This is a genomic window from Lentisphaera marina, from assembly GCF_028745505.1.
GTDB classification, from domain to species: Bacteria; Verrucomicrobiota; Lentisphaeria; order Lentisphaerales; family Lentisphaeraceae; genus Lentisphaera; species Lentisphaera marina.
On record NZ_JAQZZL010000002.1, the window covers coordinates 429,100 to 447,406 of the forward strand.

The following is an 18,307-nucleotide window of genomic DNA, read 5'->3' on the forward strand; positions in this document are numbered from 1 at the left end:
AAATTTAAGGTTCGATTTTTCATGAGGAATTTATTAAAAGTTTCGGCTTTGTTCGTTTTTACGTTATTGTTTGTTGTTCGTCCTCAAGCTGAGGCTGCAATCGAAAATAAAGTGGGTGATGTAAGTACATTGATTGTTACAGGTTATTCACTCCATTCACGTCTCCTAGCAGATTTATTGCAGTTTCACACAAAGCAGCCCGTTATTTTTATTACTAGCCCAGATGCAAAAGAAGTTTTGTTTGTCGCCGCACAAAGAAAAGATGTGCCACCACAAAAACCTCTAAAAGTTTCGGCTTCTGAGTTTCATAATTTTGTGAACTTCGCACATCCCAAGCAAGTTGTTCTTTTAGGGGAAGAGAAATTTATTCCTAAGCATTATCGCGAAGTTCTCAATCCAAGTATACAGACTTACGCACTTACAGATAAAGATTGGAAGATTATTGCAACACAATGTGAAGAGCTTTTTGGTATCAGTGGCTTAGCAGCCAAGTATCAAGCTGAGCTTGATCGTCTTGCAAGAGGTGGAGCTAATGTTGGGACACAACAAGCTCGTGAACCGCAAATCGTTTTACCCAAGAAGTAATTTCATTTGCACAATATTTTCCACATTGCTCGTGGAGCTTTTTTAGAAAGCCTTAGAGATCCTGCTGTAATAGTGATTTTTTTTGTTACAGCACTCATTAATATTGTTCTGCCCGTAACAGCGCTTTTTGTTTTTAGAGAGCAATTCCGCATGATCGTAGATAATTTTATGGCGACCATTTTGCTGGGTGGCTTAATTTTATCTGTGTTTAGTGCTGACCGAGTCATGGGAAGAGAAATCTCTCAAGGAACGGCTGGGTTTATTTTCTCTAAGCCGGTTAGTCGTAGCGAATATGTTTTAGGGAAACTCTGTGGCGTCATATGCGTCATGGTATTTTATGCCCTTTGTAGCTCAATGGAATTGTTAATTTCCTTACGTTGTGCGGGTGACCAATTTCGATTGGAGTGGGGGATTTACGCCTTACTTATTTGTGCGAGTTTAGTTATTCCTTATTTAGCCGCGGCCTTACGCAATTATTTGAAAGGATCAAATTTCTGCCAGTCCAGCATGTTCATGCTGTTTGTTAGTTTGCTTATAGCCACTGTCATTGCGCAGTTTCTGCCTGGGCACTCTAAAGGCGAAGAGGGTTTGAATGGTCAAGTTGCCATCGGTTTTATGATCCTTAGTTTTGGTCTTGCCTTGATGGGGAGCTTGTCGGTGACTCTTATGACTCGCCTTCGAGTTACAGGGACTTTTATCATGATTTTTTTAGTTTTCTTAGGTGGAGCCACTGCAGATTATTTTTTCGGTATTGCAGCAGATAAGGGCAATATTTTAGGTTCTTCACGGTTTTCCGGGAAAGGCGTCCCTAATTTTCAAGAAAAAGTATGTACTATCTCTGTAACCGTATGCCATTCTTTTGATTACTTTGATTTTATTATTCATACCTTCAAGAACACTTGTGTTTAATGGAAACTTAGAGGATGCTAAAATGCCTCGTACGTAGGGTCTTAATTTTCTCGCAAAATTTTCAAGAGGTTTTATTCCCGATTCTTTCACTTGCTTAAACCAATACCTCCAGTTATTAAAGGCTTCTTTAACTGTAGGACAAAACCATATATTTTTTAAGGCCTGCTTCATCATGTAAACAACAGCGAGAGGCTTATTGGCTTGTAGTAATTCTTGAAGTTTAATTTCTTGAGAACCGCGAAGATTAGAGTTATTTTTCAGTAATAACCAGCGTCCTTGCTTGACTACTTTTCTCGCTTTGTTGTCCTCTTTCAACTCATTAGCTCGATCTACACGAACTCGATCAATAACTTCACGCCCATATTTTGCTATTACATGAAAAAGATCATAAACGACCTCGGCGTGTGGACAGTGTTCTTTCACTTCCAAATCAAAAGATGTATTCATATCCATTGCGACTGCTTCAATATTCTGACAGTACTCACCGAGTTCTTCAAAGAAAGGTCGAATATTTTTCCTGGACCTCCCTTCTCCAATCCATAGAACCTGCTGTGTATTTGCATCAGCAATCACAGTTGCGTAACGATGACCTTTGTGTAGAGCGAATTCATCCATTACAAGCTGCCTGATTCTACTATAATCTGGCTCTGTAACTTCACGAATTAAACGGCCCTTATCAATATCCTTTACCGTTGTCCAATGTAATCCTAAAAGGTTCGAGACATGACTTATGGGAAGAATGCGGCACAAAGCTTCAGTATAATTCTTCAATCGTTTTGTCACCCTAGAATAAGGTGCTAGCCACGGTATGTGCTCAGTTCTTACTCCACATACTAAGCAGTTAACTCTACGTACTTGTATTATTAGATATGTTTTATATTCGAAACATGATAAATCACGTACCTTACGTTCGCTTATATCATGAATAGAATTGCCCATGAGGCCACAACGTCCGCAGCAAGCCGTTTTATGAGGGATAAGCTTAACTCTAAGTTTATCTCTATCTATATAAAAATCTTCAACTGCGAAACCTTGCCAAAAATTTGAAAGGAAGTTATCTGTTAACATAAGTCGTTCTCTTTATTTTGTTTAATTGTGGTAAATCAAACTTAATCATGAGAACGACTTTTTTACTAATTATTGCAAATCACGCAAATCCGTGAAGAACCATATTTTAGCGCGTATGATGTATTTGATCTTACCAAACTGGCAATCCTTTTGGCAAGCGGAAGCCCTAGCAATCAAAATTGATATTCCTGGAGCTTATGTTCTGTGGTCTTTTATTTATATGTTTACGATGATTTGTTTCTTCTCTTCTTTAGCCTGTTTATTATTTCAAGGTCGAGAGTTACATGGAGAGATTAATTAATGAATATTAACTTACATCATTTAGAGCTTTTTTATTATGTGGCCGAAGCGGAAGGTATTTCTAATGCAGTTAAAGTCATGCCCTACGCTATTCAGCAACCAGCTATTAGTCAACAGATTGTTAGCTTGGAAAAACATCTAGGGGTGAAGCTATTTGAACGACGCCCCTTTTGCTTGACTGATGCGGGCCGAGTATTAATCGCAGTTGTGGCTCCTTTTATGGAGAAGTTGGCGACTATAGAAGATGAATTACGAGACCTAGATAAACAACGCTTACGTTTGGGTTGTGCTTCCTTAATTGCGGAGCATTACATTCCTCAAATCCTTCCAAATTTAATGTCTGAATTCCCTCGTTTGATGCCAGTTATTAATGAAATTGAAGGGCGTTCTCCCTATCGTGAATTAATTAGTGGTGATTTAGACGTTGTCATTTCTTCTGAGCCTTTACCGCGCAGTAAAAAATTTAATTATGAAACATTATTGACGATCCCCTATAGAGTGATTGTTAAAAAAGATAGTCCTTTGGTGGAGAGCTTTCAGTGGTCTGAGCAATGCTTAGACTCAATGAATTGGGTAGCATTGCAAGAAGATAGTTTTAGTATGAATCTACTTAAACAAGAAATGAAAAAGCATGGTTGCGCTCCCGTCTATGGGGCTTTGACAAATACAATTTCAACGGCACTTAAATATATTCAATTGGGTTTAGGTGCAGGTTTCATGATTACACCGCCAAAATTTCTTTTAGAGAGTCATGGCTTAGTAGCTTTGAATACTGATTTTTTTGCAGAAGCTGAGATAGGCTTGGCGTGGAGAGAGAAAGAAGAATTAAAGGAAATTTTAGAATCCTTTAGATCGCTTGCACGTGAGTTGATTATGGCTCGCCGTGGTGACTTTATCTCATGAAAAAAGAGATTTTACTCGTGACAGACGGGGCTTGTAAAGGTAATCCTGGTCCAGGTGGCTATGGAACAATTTTAATTTATAATCAACACCGTAAAGAGTTTGCCGAAGGTTTTAGGTTGACTACCAATAATAGGATGGAAATGTTGGCGGTTATTAAAGGTTTACAGGCTTTGAAAGAAACATGCCGAGTCAAAGTTCTTAGTGATAGTAAATACATTGTCGATAACATTAAAGGTGGTCACCCATGGAAATGGAAGGCTCGTGGCTGGGTTCTTGCCAGTAAAAAGCCTGCGAAAAATGCTGATTTATGGGGAGACTTACTAGATCTGCTGGATAAACACGAAGTCAATTTTGAGTGGGTGAAAGGCCATAGCGGTCATGAATTAAATGATCGAGCCGATGAGCTGGCGTCAGATGCGGCTGAGCAAAGTGTGTTAATCGAAGATTATGGTTTTGAGAAGTAGTTATGGCCAAAAAATTTATAGTTGTTGTAATGTTCTTGAATTTAGTTTTTGCTTTATTTTTTTATAAAAATAAACAGAATAAGAACCCGCGTTTTAGTGATAATTTTTACTTGTTAGAAGAGGCGAGTGATAAATTAAAAAGTTCTTATGTAGATGAAGCTAAAGTGGATAATGATAATCTCACTAAGGGAGCACTTAAAGGGATGTTGAAGAACTTAGATCCCTATTCAACGTATTACACACCATCACAGAATAAAGAGCAAGAAGAAGACCTGAAAGGCAAATTTGCTGGGGTTGGAGTTCTATTTCGTGTCGAGGATGAGGGTGTTTTTGTACGCAAAGTTTATGAAGACTCACCTGCTGAAAAAGCTGGTGTCAATGGAGGGGATTATATTATTAGAGCTAATGATGTAAGTCTTATCGGTCTAGATAGCAGAGGTGTTGTTGGTGAACTTAAAGGTAAGCCGGGTTCTGAGCTTGAGATTGCCGTTATCAGAGATGAAGAAGAGTTAAGCTTAGTGCTTGAACGTGGTTATGTTTCTGTGCCAACTATAAAGATGTCAAAAATGCTAGACAATGAAATAGGTTATATTTATATATCGCAGTTTGGCGCAACAACTGCGGGTGAATTTAACACACATATGAAAAAGATGAATGAAGCAGGAATGAAAGGCTTGATTATTGACCTGAGATTTAACGGGGGAGGTTACTTGAATTCCGCGGTAGATATTTGTTCAACCTTTCTAGAATATGGATCTTTAGTGGCCTACAAAGAAGGTAGAAATGCTGACAGAGAGGATCTTCTCGATCAAACTGACGAGGCAAGGGATGATATTCCTTTGGTTATTTTAGTGAATGAGGATAGTGCTTCTGCTTCTGAAGTGACAGCATCCTGCCTTAGGGATTATAAACGTTGTGTATTGGTTGGGAAAAAAACTTATGGTAAGGGATCGGTTCAAGTTATTAGTCAATTGACTAATGGTGGAAGTATTCGCTTTACAATTGCCAAGTATTTTACTCCAGGTGGTTATGTGATTCACGATCGAGGCTTAGAACCTGATATTGAGGTGGATTTGAATTCTGATGAAATAAAAGCCTTAAGGGAGCAGGTGTCCAATTATGAAACTGTGGAGTCGAAAGATCCTTCAGATAAGCAATTCTTAAAAGCATACGAAGCACTGCAGGCAGAGCTCTTGTCTCCGAGGAAAGTCGCACCATTTTTTGTTGAGTTATTGACTGATGACAAATGAGGAAACGCCAGTAGTTATAGAGGAGGATTCTCGACCTCGGCCCAAGTTTATGAGTTGCATTTATAGTGCGACACTGTTTTCCGCTAGTATGCTTGTGAGTTCAGTCATCTATGCCTTGTTTGTTATATATTTTGTGCCGACTGAAATCCTTGAAAACGAACAGTGGTCAGTGTTTTTAGCCTTTGAACATTTGGGTGTAATTATGATGGTTAGTATGATTGTTATGCCATTTGTTGTTCTGTTTCAATTGATTACAGGCGTGTGTTTGGCTAAGAAACGATTCTTGATTGAGTGTATTGCCTTACTGTTAAGTGTTTTGTTTTGTGCACTTTTTTTCTGGCCAGGGATATTTATTTAGACTTAATCCTTGACTTTGGCCTGTCTTCGTGAGATATAAGCTTTTATTTGAAAATATCAGGGTATAAATTGCTTACCAAATTAAGGTGAGTGACAATATGAATTTTGCAGATTTACTTAATCCAAAATTGATTTTATGTGATCTTAAGTCTGATAGTCATGAAATGGTTTATTTAGAAATGCTAGAAGCATTGAAAGGCCAATGTAAAGATGTATCAGAGCCACGTGAGATTTTAAAAGATATTTTGGAACATGAAAAATTGGTGGAAATGCCCTATGATGCGGGTTTCGCAATTCCACATACACGTTCCGCAGGTGTTAATGACTTACATCTTGTGTTAGGGATTCACAAAGAAGGGATCCAATTGCAAGAACATGACCTCGAGAAGAGTAAAATTATTATCATGTTCTTAGTTTCGAAAGAAACTTCAAAAATCTATTTATTAATTCTAAAGGCATTAGCGCGATACTTTGCGAATCCAGGCAAAAGTGACAAACTAGCTGGTTGTAACACAGCTAATGAAGTAATCTCACTATTTCAAGATGAGCAGGTGGAGATTAACCACAGCATTAAAGCTGAAGACATTATGGGTGAATCTATGGAGTGTATGCCCGAGTCAGGAATGTTGAAATCTGCCATAGATGTTTTAGCCCAAACTAAACGACTCCACATACCGATAGTTGATGGTGAAGGGCGCTTAATAGGGGACTTTAATATAGATTCAATCTTAGAGGGCTCAGTGCCAGATTATATTAAGATGATGGATAACCTTAACTTCTTACCTGAGTTTGAGCCTTTTGATAAAATCTTGAAAAATGAAGATAAGACTCCTGTTAATAAATTCATTGATCATGAGCCGAATGTGTGTAAGCGAGAGACTGCTTTGATGGATATAGTGATTCGATTCATAAAGGATAAAGTTAATTGCCTTTATGTGGTAGATGAGTCAAGGCGCTTAGAAGGTGTGATTACTAAGCATGAACTAATAAACAATTTATTGAGGTCATAAATGTTCTGGTTAGGAACTCTGATATTCATCGGGACATATATTGTAATTGCTAGCGAAAAAGTACATAAAAGTGCTGCTGCCATGGGCGGCGCAATGCTCATGCTTCTCTTTATTCTTGAAGGACCAAGTCATGGCCAGCATGGCGATCCACAGTTAGATAGTGATGGTCAATATGTGGAGCAGACTGTTCAGCACACGGAGCCTTTGGTCTCGCAGCTAGATTCATTTGCACAAAATATAAATTTTGACGTGATTTTCACTTTGGCTGGTATGATGGTTTTAGTGAATATTTTAAGTGAGACGGGTCTATTTCAGTACGTTGCCATTAAATCGGCAAAAATAGCCAAAGGGTCCCCTTTAAATACGCTTTTACTTTTAGTTTTTGCGACGGCGATTTTATCTGCATTTTTGGATAATGTGACGACAATCTTGCTGATTGCCCCTGTGACTTTGGTGGTCGCGGCAGAATTGGAGGTTCCTCCCATTCCATTTCTATTATGCGAGACGATGGCATCTAATATAGGTGGGTCGGCAACTTTGATTGGTGATCCACCCAACTTAATCATTGGCTCCTACGCGGGTTTATCATTTAGTGCATTTATGATTAATTTATCTCCCTTTATCGTTGTGGCCTTACTCATTTATATGTTTGTATTGTGGTTTTATTATAAGGATAAAATGAAAGTGACGATTGAAAAAAGAGCTCGTATCATGGCTTTTAATGAGAAAGAAGCCATAACGGATAAGGATAAATTGCGCAAGGGTGGAGTTATAATGATTTGTACTCTGATTGGCTTTTTACTCCATGGGATGTTGCATCTCGAGCCTTCTGTGGTGGCAATGGCCGGGGCCACTTGTGGCCTTATACTTTGTTGTGATAACGTAGATCATGCCTTGGAGAAAATTGAGTGGGGAACTTTATTTTTCTTCATGGGCTTATTTGTTTTAGTAAAAGGAGCCGAAAAAGCTGGCCTAATGAATGAGCTAGGGAAATTATTGGTATATATGGATGGATGGCACCCTTTAGCAATAATTTTGACGATAATGTGGGTAGGAGGTGTGTGTGCAGCCATTATGAATAATGTTTCATTCACTGCGGCTGCGGTTATCATTATTGGGCAATTTATGTCAACGCATGAGTTTTTCGAAGTTCGTCTTCATGAAGAATTACTTTGGTGGGCATTGGCATTAGGCGTGTGTTTGGGTGGTAATGGTTCTGCAGTAGGTGCGGCAGCTAATATGTGTACAATTGGTATAGCAGAGAAAAATGGCCATAAAATCTCATTTAAAGATTTCTTAGTTTACGGCGTGCCAGTAACTATTGTTTCTTTGATTGCTGCGAGTGTTTATATCACTCTGCGTTTTTATCAGTTGGATCTGTAGACTTATAGAAGGCATCCCAAGCTTCGCGATTTTTAGATTGCTGTTCAAGCGGGAGTTCTTTTAAGGTGAATAATGGACGAGAGGCTCTCATGCCCAAATAAGAGCCTGTGTCGTTATTAGAATGGGTAAAGCGCATTGCGGACCTAGAAAACTTTAATTCTAGAGGCCATGCACCACCGCGAACAATTTGGTAGCCGCTTTTATAGCGTTTCCATTCATTATAGCCCCAGATTTCTTCTCCAGGACTCCAAGAAAAGTCTTTATTCTTGTCATGGTAGTACAAATTACCCGTGATTCCACGTAGCCCATCAAATTGATTGAGGTCTCTTTCTCTGTCTTGATCACCTCTCCATATTAAAGTGTCTCGATCTTTTTTGTAGGTGGGGTCTAGTGGGTCTTTTGCGGACCAAATAAACTCGCTATTAGTCCAAAGACCATCGTTATTGGCATCATGAAAATAAAGCCCTGTTTGGCGACCAGTAGTTCTAGTCTCTACATTAAAGTTATTACGAGGTAAATTGATGTCTTCTGGGTGGTCGCCATCGTAAATTTTAAAATCCCAAGAATGGGCATATTGATCTTTATCGCATTGATAGATGAAAAAAGGTGAGCGAGTAAATTCCTGCATATTGCCGTGAGTATTAAAAAGGCCAAAGGCGTTGGGTAATAAATAACCTTTTTCATAGCGAGGATCAGCATTGTATTTAGAGATGACGTAGGCTGGTGCTAGACTTGTGTCATTGCCAAAATGCCATGGTGTATGAGATCCTGCTCGCGTGGCGTACTCCCATTCTTTTTCAGAAGGTAGGGTGTAACTATGTTGAGGAAGGTCCAGTTTTGTATTGAGTTCTTGGAAGAACCTGAGGCAATCATTGAAACTGACGTCCTGAATGGGGAAGTTAAGTTTAACTTCTTTTGCAGGTTTATTGCCCGTTACCGTGAACCAAGTGTTTTGACTTGTTTCAAATTTTTGTAGGTAAAAAGGGTATTTTATTTCGCTTTCATGTAAGAGTTCGGTGTGAGTGCGGTCGGCCTCATTTTTGGGGCTGCCCATTAAGAATTGGCCAGGAGGTATAAGGCGAAATTTCATACCAAATTCATTTTCGACTTCAAGAGGTAGGCCGTATTTAATGATGCATTCACGTTGAAGAATGAGTGTTTCGGGCATTTCCGATGAATTAAGTGGAGGCTGAACGGAAGTGTATTCCTCAGATGCCTTAAGGTCTTTTGGGAGCTGGGAATAAGGTGGGGTGAAATTAGCTTTGTTCGTATATGAAATTAGCTTACTTTTATCTATCTGTTGGACTTGGGCGACTTTTGAGCTGCCATCTAAGAAAGATAAGGCTAGTGCGAGAACGACAAGGAGTAAGGCTGCGAGAATAAAAATAGTTTTATTACTCGACTTCTTAGACGTTTTTAATTGAACGCTGAGTTGTTGTTCAACTAATTTCACCTTTAAATCTTTCGCTAGCTTAAGTTGTTCTTTGCTTAAGTTACTCTTTTTACTCATGTTTAATCCTTTAAGCTGGCTGCGAGTCCTAAGCTAACAAATATAACAGTAGCAAGACTTGCGGCAATGAATGGAGGAAGAATATCATTGCGCCCGAGGTTAGTGAAAAGGCTATTAATGATATAAAAAATAAGCATGATACCAATAGCGCGAGATGCAGAGCTCATTCCAGCGGAGCGTTGGTTGCTAGTGGCTAAAGGAATACCAAGAAGTACGCCTATAAGACATGAAAATGGTGTGAATATTAAAGAGTACTGTCGTGTCTCTAGGAAAGCTTGTCGCTTTTTGTCGACAGGACGGCCTGAGTTGAGTTCGCGTTTAATTTGCGCAATGGATGGCGTGCCTTTCAATTCATCAATATTACTCAGTAAAATGGGGTCATCTTTGATGTCTGGACGAGAATAGGATTCGTGTTTTTCGATCTTTTTGATACGGCGTTCTGGAGAGAATTCAGCAATACTCACTTCTTCAAATTGCCAGCCAAGCTCTTTGCTGAATTGGCCTGAAAGAGCTTCGATTTCTCTAGTTAAAAAATTATTTTCATCGTACTCTAAGAGTTGTATCCCCGTGAAGTTTTTATCTTCATCGGAGCTAAGAGCCCACTTTCTAGTTGAATTATTGTCGATAGCCGTGAAAACGTGGAAGTCATGGTTTTTATCCATCGAATCGGCTCGAGTGCTTAATTCAAAGGTTTTGAGTCTACAGTAGGGTTCGATATACTGGCTAGATACATATAAGCCGATGCCAACTAAAATAGAAAATACATAAATAGGGGCACTTAATTTTGTGAGCGAGAGTCCTGCACTTCTCATGGCAATAATTTCGTGATTACGATTAAGGCTTGAGAAGCAATATATGGTTGCAAGCAATAGCGACATGGGTGCAATATAGGTGAATTTATCGGGAATGAGCAAGAAGTAATAGCTTATAATATCTGTGGTACTATCTAGTTTGAGCATATCAGATAAATCGTCTTGGACATTGGCAATGAAAAAGACGAAAATAAAGCCGCAAATACAGCATATGAAGGGGAGTAGCATACTGCGCATGATGTAGCGCGAGAGGATGGAAAAGAACATTTTTTACTTAGCCGAACCTTACATTGACTATTTTGGTTCCCGACAAAATTTCATGTAGACTTTTATTGGTGATGTAAACAACAAAAGGTTCGATGGGAAGTAATAAAATAAAATAAAAGGAATAGAAGAATGATTTCTGTAGCATCACAGGTTCATTTTCGGAGCTAACTGCCATGATTCCGTAGCAACGTTGGCCTGGAGTTTGTGCAAAAAAACCGATGTTGATTGTGTAGTACAGAACAAAGATGAAATAAATGCCAGCAAAGAGCATGGCTGCAGTTGAGCCATAAGCTTCGGAAGCTTGGGCAGTATCTCGACTTAAATTAAGAGATGAGAGTTGTTCATTTAAAAAGAAAGAAAGACAATAAATGATTCCGTAAATGAAAGCAAGGTCAATCACAAAAGCAGTGAGTCTATGTTTTTTACAGGCAAGTCTTATGGATTTTTCAGTACGATTCAGAGGCTTCATGACGATCTTTTCGTCAGTAGAGCCACTTTCTTCCTCTTTTAAAAATTCTTTTAAAAATGGGAGTTTTTTCGCTTCTTGTGTTCTTTTCATTAAAGAGTTGCGGATCAGAGTTGTCGCAAGAACATCGCCACTTTTGGCCATATCAATTAGAACCTCTTCAGGATAAGGTCCCAGTTCGGTATTTTTATCTTTGACTATGAAGAAATTCATTTAAATCACTTGGCTTATTTTTTTGTGTGTCTAATGTGGATTAGTAATACTCTTAAGATAACTCTGAAAAATCAAAAAGAAAGAATCTCGAGCCGTGGATAACAATAAAAATCACTTAGTAATCTATCTTCAAAGCACTTTAATTGTTTTGGTGATTCTTTGTGCGACGTCAATTGAGGCGATTTATTTCAATTCTTATTCCATGTACATCCTGCTAACTGTTTTTCTTTTACAGGCAATTTCCTCAAAAATTTATCTATCCCATAACAAAGAATCTGGCTACCCATTTTTATTGTGGCTGGGATGTGCCTTTTTAATTCCTTTTTCAAAATTTTATAGTGACTATTCAGGTGATCTTTACTTTTTAGTTATGAATTGTCTTGCGGGCATTGGAATCGGTCGACTCTTAGCAACTTTTTGCAGGGGAATGGCAGAGAACTTTAGCTCACTTAACGAAGATCATTTAGCTAGTGAATCACGAGTTTTAGCTAAAGCACTAGAAATGATACCCGCAGCCTTTGTACTGATTTTGATTTATTTACTGATGAGTTTGCAGAATGGACTCAATGGTTTACTTCTCGTAGGTGATTTGACCTTAGTAGCAAAGTTTCCAATCATTATGTTAATTGGAGCAATATTTCCAATAATACTCATTGTTAGAGCCTTGAAAATAATTTATAGAAGAGAACAAAGTAATGACTAAATTGATTGTAGCGCTAGATGTTGATTCTTTAGCTGATGCAGAACTCGCTGTTGACAAATTGGGAGGTAAGGTTGAATGGTTTAAAGTCGGTAAGCAATTATTTACCGCAGAAGGACCTGCCATTGTAAGTATGTTAAAGCAGCGTGGTTTTAAAGTCTTTTTGGATTTAAAGTTTCATGATATTCCAAATACAGTAGCTCAGGCGGTTAAGTCAGCCTTGTCAATAGGTGCTGATATGGTGAACTTTCACGCAACAGGTGGAAGTGAAATGATTCGTGTAGCAGTAGAAAAAAATAGACCAAACTTCCCAACAGCAGAGCTTATTGCCGTGACTGTCTTGACGAGTAGTGGTCAGTCAGTTTTAGATGAGTTGCAGATTGCAGGGACTCCTGCAGACGCCGTTTTACGTTTTGCGGGCTTGGCAAAAAATGCAGGAGCCGATGGTGTTGTTTGTTCTGCGTGGGAAATTGAAGACCTCAAAAAAACTTATGGATCAGAGTTTAAAGTTGTTGTTCCAGGAATTCGCCCTAAAGGCAGTGCAGTGGATGATCAAAAAAGAATTATGACTCCCAGACAAGCTGCAGACTTAGGTGCAGACTACATAGTTGTAGGGCGCCCAATAATGAAAGCAGATGACCCGGTAGCTGCAGCTGAAGCAGTCTTGGCAGAGCTCAAGTAATAATTACTTCTGAATAGCCTTTAATTGTTTTATGTAGTCACGCACTTTTTGCGTGACTTTTTTTGCGCCCAAATAAGTGATTAAAAAGCAAAGTCTATCAGTTTGACTCCAGTTTTTTGTACGACGGTCAAAAATTTCAATGTCCTTTAAAGAGCTGTCCTTGTCGAAATAACTGATTCTAGCACGCTCTAAATCAATGAATTTACAGGGTAGATCTTTAGATCCTTGATAATCTTTCTTCACTAATGATTTGTGAACGAAAACATGTTTGGAATAAAGGCTTTGGATTTTAATTTTCTTCTCATGAGTTAGGGAAATGAGCTTGGCACAGTGAATAATAATCTCTCTTTTTTGGTGCTGGCTTAGTTCTTTGGAACTCAAGTTCTTTTCAATAACACTTAAAGGCAGATAGCTCGAGAGAGATTTTGTAATCAAAATGGCGTAGTGATTGCCTTTAGATTTCTCCATTCCAAAGAAAGCGACATCTAAACTGGGGATCTTAAACTTTTTAAATAAAGTGATATTTTTAAATTCTTTATGTGCTAAGTTTTCTCCAAAGGGATGAAGTAAGTTAGCTTTTTTATAGTTTTTTTGCTTCTTTATAAAGAAGTCTTGTCCCTCAAGAGTGATTTTTGATACACCACTCCAGGAGTTTTTATTCTTTCCTTCATTGGGTGCTTCAAACCAATCTGTTTTATTGTCCCAAAGTTGTCTAAAACTTCCTAGTTGATTACGTGTAAATAGATCGGCTATTGTGGGATCACTAAACATTATTTTCCTTTATTCGATTCCAAATCGAATCGAGTTCTTCCAAACTGTATTCTTGCCATTCTTTATCTGATTGCTTAACTTGTTTTTCCACCTGTCGGAAGCGCTTATCAAATTTGTTATTGGCATATTGAAGCGCTTCGTCGGCCTCAAATTTTAAGCTTCTTGCTAAATTGGCCATTGAGAACATGAGGTCGCCAAACTCTTCTTTGGCTTTCGTTAAATTATTTTGTTCTATTTCTACTTTGAGCTCATCTAACTCTTCATAGATTTTATCAAAACTACCCCGCCAATCTTCCCAGTCAAAACCGACTTTTGCTGCACGTTTTTGAATGGTTTGCGCCTTTCGCAAATTGGGAAGGTGTTTTGGGACTCCATCTAAAATTGAATCTTTTTTGCCCTTTTCTTTTTCTTTGACTTCTTGCCAAATGCGATCGACATCTTCAGAATGTTCTGCGTTTTCATCTGCAAAGACATGGGGGTGACGTCGGATCATTTTTTCAGAAATATTTCGGGCTACATCATGAATGTTAAATTCATTATTTTCTTGAGCGATTTGGGCATGGAAAAAAATGTTCATGAGCAAGTCGCCGAGCTCGTCTTTTAATTCTTCGGGGTCTTTGTTGTCAATAGCATCAAGAACTTCTGAGCACTCTTCAATCAAATATTTTTTTAAGGTATTATGATCTTGTTCTCGGTCCCAAGGGCAACCATCAGGTGCACGTAATTGAACCATGATTTTCTCGAGTTCTAACAACCAGTTTTGTGTCATGATTCTTCGCTTCCTTTACCAAAAATTTTTTCATGGAGTTTTGTGTAAAATTCATCAGATAACTCCTTGCTACCATCAGGGCTGACGTAGTAAGAGATTATGGTGTCCCAAAAATAATGCTGTGTAAAGCGTACTCTGGCACGCTGTTCTTTGTTGATTTTAAACCAGACTTCCGCGTAGTGGCCATCTTCATTGACGATGACTCCAGAATAATCCATTTCTTCGATAATTTGCTTTGTCGATAACAAGGCAACTTCCTTAGTACAACTGAAAGTTTGATAATACTCGCCATTTGATTGCGCTAACTTTTGGTCAATCCAGGAACAAGAACAGCAAATTGCTAAGCTCGCAAACAAAAGAAATCTGATGAGGAGGGTTTTCATTATTAGATTTTCCCTGAGAGTTTAAACTTTAAGGATCTTATGCCGGACCGAATAAGTTTTGGCGGACTAAAACTAATGTCATTTAAGTAACTATGAGTGAAGTTTTGTGCATAGCTAAAATTATCACTCTGAATAGCTTCGGAGTACGCTTCTTTAACTTGTTCGAAAACGGTATTAGGTAAGGCCGCAAATAAGGGAGTCTCTTTGTGTGTGAAGTTTGCCATCTCTGCAAAAACATAATCTAATTGTAACGGGTTATCGCTAATAATGACTTTGCCAAAGGGGTGCGCTTCGCCACCACGTGGGCCTTTGACATGCATGGCTTGTACGCCATCGGCAATATGAAGTATGGCTTGTGCTTGTTTGGCATTCGCTAAAATCATTTCAGCAAATTTCACGGGCTCATTTTTACAGATATTATGAAGTAGGATTTTCTTTTTTCCGGCGACACAACCATAAAGGTTCTTGCAGGCTCCCGTGAAGTGCATTTGTTGGTGCACTTTTAACTTTGGTAGGTTTACAAGTAAGTCCCATTCATCAATTTGTTTACAAATACTGAGTTTCGCGTAAGAACTATTCTTAATTCCTTCATAACTTTGATTATTGGAAAATTCGACGATCTCAATATCTTTTTGCATAACTTCATCGTAAACTTCATGAGTTTTGAGAGCTTTCGTGCAGGATCCAAAAGCGGGAGATTCGCCTATGCCAACGCGATGGCCTTTTTGAAGGAATATGTCAGCAACAGCCATGTAAAAATCAGGGTGTGTGCAAGAGGGGTCTTCTTTTGGGGAAGGCATGACAAAATTGGGTTTCAGCAGGATGGATTTATCCTTGGAGATATGAGAAAAAAAATCACAGTCGTCGAGTTGAGCTTTAATTTCTTTTGTAATTAGCTCACGATTGTATTCTTGTATGGATAGTATCTTAATCATATTTTCTCATTCTAGTTCATCCGAACACAATAGCTCTCTCTAGCAAAAATCAATTTAATTTAGAAAATAATTTTAGACTTGAGCTAGGGAGTAAGCTTTAGTTTTGGAAAGAAGATTGGAGTTCTTTTGCGTGATCAAAAACCAGAGCTCCGCTACTTTTTCCGCCAAGCATTCGGCCGATTTCTTGAGTTTTTTCTGCGTGGCTCAAAGGCATTATTTTACTAATACTACGCTCGTTAAGCTCCGTTTTACTTACCAGAAAATGGTTGTCTCCTGCAGCAGCAACTTGGGGGAGGTGTGTTACACAAAATAACTGCCTGTTTTGACCTAGTTTCTTGAGTTTATGAGCTACTTTGGATGCAGTGATTCCTCCAATGTTCGCATCGATTTCATCGAAAATAAGCATGGGGATTGAATCGACTTTAGCTAAGATGCTTTTGACGGCCAACATAACGCGGGAAATTTCGCCACTGGAAGCAATGTCACTTAAAAGTTTCGCTGGTTCACCTTTGTTTGGGGAAAACCTGAATTCGATCAAGTCGATGCCCTTTGAGCTGGCTTTATTTTCTTTTATTTGAATATCAAATTCTGAGTTGAGGAATTCTAGTTCTTGTAGTTCTAGAGAAATGTCTTTGGCTAATTTCTTTGCCGCGCTTGCTCGAGAGGAACTAAGTTTCTTTGCCAGTTTATAGTAATTAGCTTTTATGGTTTCTATCTCTTGTTCGAGCTTCTGGTATTCACTGTCAAAATTATCGGCAAGATTAATTTTGTCGGAGATTTCCTTTAGGTAATTGAGGACTTCTTCGAGCTCTGTTCCGTACTTGCGTTTTATCAAGTTGTAGGTTTGCATCCTATCTTCTAAGAACTGCAATTCCTGGGGGTCTAAGACGATTTTGTTAGAGTAGTTTTCAAAATCCATGTGAATGTCACAGAGCTCTGCTAGTAAGGACTCGATCCTTTCGGCGAATTCACTTGCTTCATTAGAGTCTAAGCGGGCTAAGTCTTGTGCAGATTGTAAAGTGAGGCGTAATGAGTTGATGGTGCCTGAATTATCGTCATTATCTAAAGAGAGACTTAGTCGTTGAGTAAGTTCAAGTCGTTCTTGGCCTGACGCAGCATTCGAATACTTTTCATAAAGTTCACTTTCTTCTTCGGCATTGAGCTTGGCTTCAAGAATCTCATTTTGCTGATAGCGCAAAATCTCCAGCTCGCCTTTAGAAGGGAATTGCTGAGACATTTCATGTAGTTGTTTCTCGAGTGCTTGCCACTCTAAGTACGCTTCTTTAGTTGCGATAATTTCTTTTTTATTACCCATGAATCTATCAAGTATAGAGAGTTGTTGTGCACTATCTGCTAGGCTGTGTTGTTCTCCAGCTGAAAAAATATCGATAAATTTTTCACCAATTTTCTTGAGGATTTGTAGAGGTACTGGTGTTGAGTTGATGAAGTTTCGACTGCTGCCGTGGGAAATGACTCTTCGGAGCAGGATTTCTTGCTCATCTTCGATTTCAATTTCTTGATCGCTTAAAATAGAATGGATTTCGTCCTGGATATTTGTCGGTATAGACAGAATGGCACTCAACTCTGCTTTTTTTTCTCCACTACGGATGATGCTTTTTTCTGCTCGTTGACCCATTAAAAGCTTCATAGACCCCATGATCACAGATTTACCTGCGCCTGTTTCACCAGTGATGATATTCAGGCCCTGTTCAAAATCGATGTTTTGTTGTTCAACTAAGGCTATGTTTTTTATGTAGAGGTTTCTTAGCATGGAGAATGGCTTCTAATTTAATTTATGATCAAAGACTATAATTGGTGGAGTCAATTTTGAAAAGATTAAAATACTGAGTATTTCTACTGTTTTTCTATTGTGTAAATAGCTAATTTACTTGTTTTCAATTTGGGAGTGGACTACTATGGAGAAGTGTAAAATTAAAAAGGATAGAAAGATGAAATTTTCAGTACTTGTTTTAGTAGGTTTAATGTTAGCTTCTTGTGGGCCAGATACCAAAAATATCGATATGAATGATGATAGAGCTGATGCCGTTATGGCTTTGGATCATCGTGACTTCACGAAAGCAGCAGATACAATGATAAAATCGATGCTTAATTCAAATGCATTGAATAAAGCTGACGGATCTCGTTTTGTCGTTGCTTTGAGCACAATAAAAAATGATACCATGCAAAGAATTGATACGTCTCAACTGACGGCAAAAATCCGTAGAGATTTATTGAACTCAGGTAGATGTATAATGACAACTGCAGTTGGAACTCAACAAGACGCCTTGAATATTGAAGCTAGGAAACTTCGTGAATCAGCTGAGTTTAATCAGGAAACTGTACAGGAACAGGGACAACTGGTTGCTCCCGACTTGAGTTTAGCAGGTAAGATTTTTCAACGTAACATTAGGTTGGATAATGGCGACCAACAGGTTGAATATTATTTCACATTGATGATGACGGACCTCAAAACGGGCTTAGCTATTTGGGAAGATGAAGTTACTATGGGTAAACGTGGTAGCGGTAAATCAGCAACTTGGTAGGGTCTTTAAAGAGCTGTGTGTTACACA

Annotated in this window: 18 protein-coding genes; 9 read left to right on the forward strand and 9 right to left on the reverse strand. The window is 38.6% G+C overall.

Features of this window, described 5'->3' with window-relative positions:
* Positions 1–21 precede the first annotated feature (21 nt).
* Positions 22–585, forward strand: a complete 564-nt coding sequence (locus tag PQO01_RS12955) for a hypothetical protein (RefSeq protein WP_274314472.1) — start codon at positions 22–24, stop codon at positions 583–585.
* A 783-nt stretch (positions 586–1,368) separates the two neighbouring features.
* Here PQO01_RS12955 and PQO01_RS12965 read toward each other — a convergent pair.
* On the reverse strand, positions 1,369–2,562 hold the full coding sequence (locus PQO01_RS12965; protein WP_274313025.1) for an ISL3 family transposase: 1,194 nt from the start codon (positions 2,560–2,562) through the stop codon (positions 1,369–1,371).
* A gap of 300 nt (positions 2,563–2,862) precedes the next feature.
* Between PQO01_RS12965 and PQO01_RS12970 the strand changes: the two genes are divergently transcribed.
* The 5 genes from PQO01_RS12970 (at position 2,863) to PQO01_RS12990 (ending at position 8,229) form a co-directional block, all read left to right on the forward strand.
* Positions 2,863–3,765, forward strand: a complete 903-nt coding sequence (locus PQO01_RS12970; protein ID WP_274314473.1) for a LysR family transcriptional regulator — start codon at positions 2,863–2,865, stop codon at positions 3,763–3,765.
* Positions 3,762–4,229: a ribonuclease HI gene (gene rnhA / locus PQO01_RS12975; protein ID WP_274314474.1), complete on the forward strand. Its 468-nt coding sequence runs from the start codon at positions 3,762–3,764 to the stop codon at positions 4,227–4,229. The genes PQO01_RS12970 and rnhA overlap by 4 nt, the downstream gene beginning before the upstream one ends.
* A gap of 2 nt (positions 4,230–4,231) precedes the next feature.
* Positions 4,232–5,479: a S41 family peptidase gene (locus tag PQO01_RS12980; RefSeq protein ID WP_274314476.1), complete on the forward strand. Its 1,248-nt coding sequence runs from the start codon at positions 4,232–4,234 to the stop codon at positions 5,477–5,479.
* Positions 5,480–5,934: 455 nt separating this feature from the next.
* Positions 5,935–6,846, forward strand: a complete 912-nt coding sequence (locus PQO01_RS12985) for a PTS sugar transporter subunit IIA (protein WP_274314477.1) — start codon at positions 5,935–5,937, stop codon at positions 6,844–6,846.
* Positions 6,847–8,229 carry an ArsB/NhaD family transporter gene (locus tag PQO01_RS12990; RefSeq protein WP_274314478.1) on the forward strand — a complete coding sequence of 461 codons (1,383 nt, stop codon included), beginning with the start codon at positions 6,847–6,849 and terminating at the stop codon, positions 8,227–8,229. It begins immediately after the preceding gene.
* Here the strand turns inward: PQO01_RS12990 and PQO01_RS12995 are convergent.
* The 3 genes from PQO01_RS12995 to PQO01_RS13005 are packed head-to-tail and all read right to left on the reverse strand — an operon-like array spanning position 8,198 to position 11,497.
* Entirely contained in the window at positions 8,198–9,739 is a 1,542-nt protein-coding gene (locus tag PQO01_RS12995) for a formylglycine-generating enzyme family protein (RefSeq protein ID WP_274314480.1), read from the reverse strand. The two genes, PQO01_RS12990 and PQO01_RS12995, sit on opposite strands and share 32 nt — an antisense overlap.
* Positions 9,740–9,741: 2 nt before the next feature.
* The gene (locus tag PQO01_RS13000; protein ID WP_274314481.1) at positions 9,742–10,818 is read right to left on the reverse strand and encodes an LptF/LptG family permease; all 1,077 of its coding nucleotides are present in this window, start codon (positions 10,816–10,818) and stop codon (positions 9,742–9,744) included.
* A gap of 7 nt (positions 10,819–10,825) precedes the next feature.
* Positions 10,826–11,497, reverse strand: a complete 672-nt coding sequence (locus PQO01_RS13005; RefSeq protein ID WP_274314482.1) for an RDD family protein — start codon at positions 11,495–11,497, stop codon at positions 10,826–10,828.
* Between the two features lie 94 nt (positions 11,498–11,591).
* Here PQO01_RS13005 and PQO01_RS13010 point away from each other — a divergent pair, with 94 nt between their 5' ends.
* Together PQO01_RS13010 and pyrF are read left to right on the forward strand one after the other, a co-directional pair.
* The gene (locus PQO01_RS13010) at positions 11,592–12,200 is read left to right on the forward strand and encodes a hypothetical protein (protein WP_274314483.1); all 609 of its coding nucleotides are present in this window, start codon (positions 11,592–11,594) and stop codon (positions 12,198–12,200) included.
* A complete protein-coding gene (gene pyrF / locus PQO01_RS13015; RefSeq protein WP_274314484.1) occupies positions 12,193–12,879 on the forward strand; it encodes an orotidine-5'-phosphate decarboxylase in 687 nt (228 codons plus the stop codon). The genes PQO01_RS13010 and pyrF overlap by 8 nt, the downstream gene beginning before the upstream one ends.
* A 3-nt stretch (positions 12,880–12,882) precedes the next feature.
* Here pyrF and PQO01_RS13020 read toward each other — a convergent pair whose 3' ends face one another.
* The 5 genes from PQO01_RS13020 to recN all read right to left on the reverse strand — a co-directional run bounded on the left by PQO01_RS13020 (position 12,883) and on the right by recN (position 17,508).
* Complete coding sequence (locus PQO01_RS13020; protein ID WP_274314485.1) at positions 12,883–13,650, reverse strand: lipopolysaccharide kinase InaA family protein; 768 nt, start codon at positions 13,648–13,650, stop codon at positions 12,883–12,885.
* On the reverse strand, positions 13,643–14,419 hold the full coding sequence (gene mazG / locus PQO01_RS13025) for a nucleoside triphosphate pyrophosphohydrolase (protein ID WP_274314487.1): 777 nt from the start codon (positions 14,417–14,419) through the stop codon (positions 13,643–13,645). The genes PQO01_RS13020 and mazG overlap by 8 nt, the downstream gene beginning before the upstream one ends.
* Positions 14,416–14,802 (reverse strand): hypothetical protein, encoded by a 387-nt coding sequence (locus PQO01_RS13030; RefSeq protein WP_274314489.1) that lies wholly within the window; start codon positions 14,800–14,802, stop codon positions 14,416–14,418. Before PQO01_RS13030 ends, mazG begins: the two co-directional genes overlap by 4 nt.
* A gap of 2 nt (positions 14,803–14,804) precedes the next feature.
* The gene (locus PQO01_RS13035; RefSeq protein WP_274314491.1) at positions 14,805–15,737 is read right to left on the reverse strand and encodes a DUF362 domain-containing protein; all 933 of its coding nucleotides are present in this window, start codon (positions 15,735–15,737) and stop codon (positions 14,805–14,807) included.
* A gap of 97 nt (positions 15,738–15,834) precedes the next feature.
* Entirely contained in the window at positions 15,835–17,508 is a 1,674-nt protein-coding gene (gene recN, locus PQO01_RS13040) for a DNA repair protein RecN (RefSeq protein WP_274314493.1), read from the reverse strand.
* 178 nt (positions 17,509–17,686) lie between these two features.
* Here recN and lpoB point away from each other — a divergent pair, with 178 nt between their 5' ends.
* On the forward strand, positions 17,687–18,280 hold the full coding sequence (gene lpoB / locus PQO01_RS13045) for a penicillin-binding protein activator LpoB (protein ID WP_274314495.1): 594 nt from the start codon (positions 17,687–17,689) through the stop codon (positions 18,278–18,280).
* Positions 18,281–18,307 lie beyond the last annotated feature (27 nt).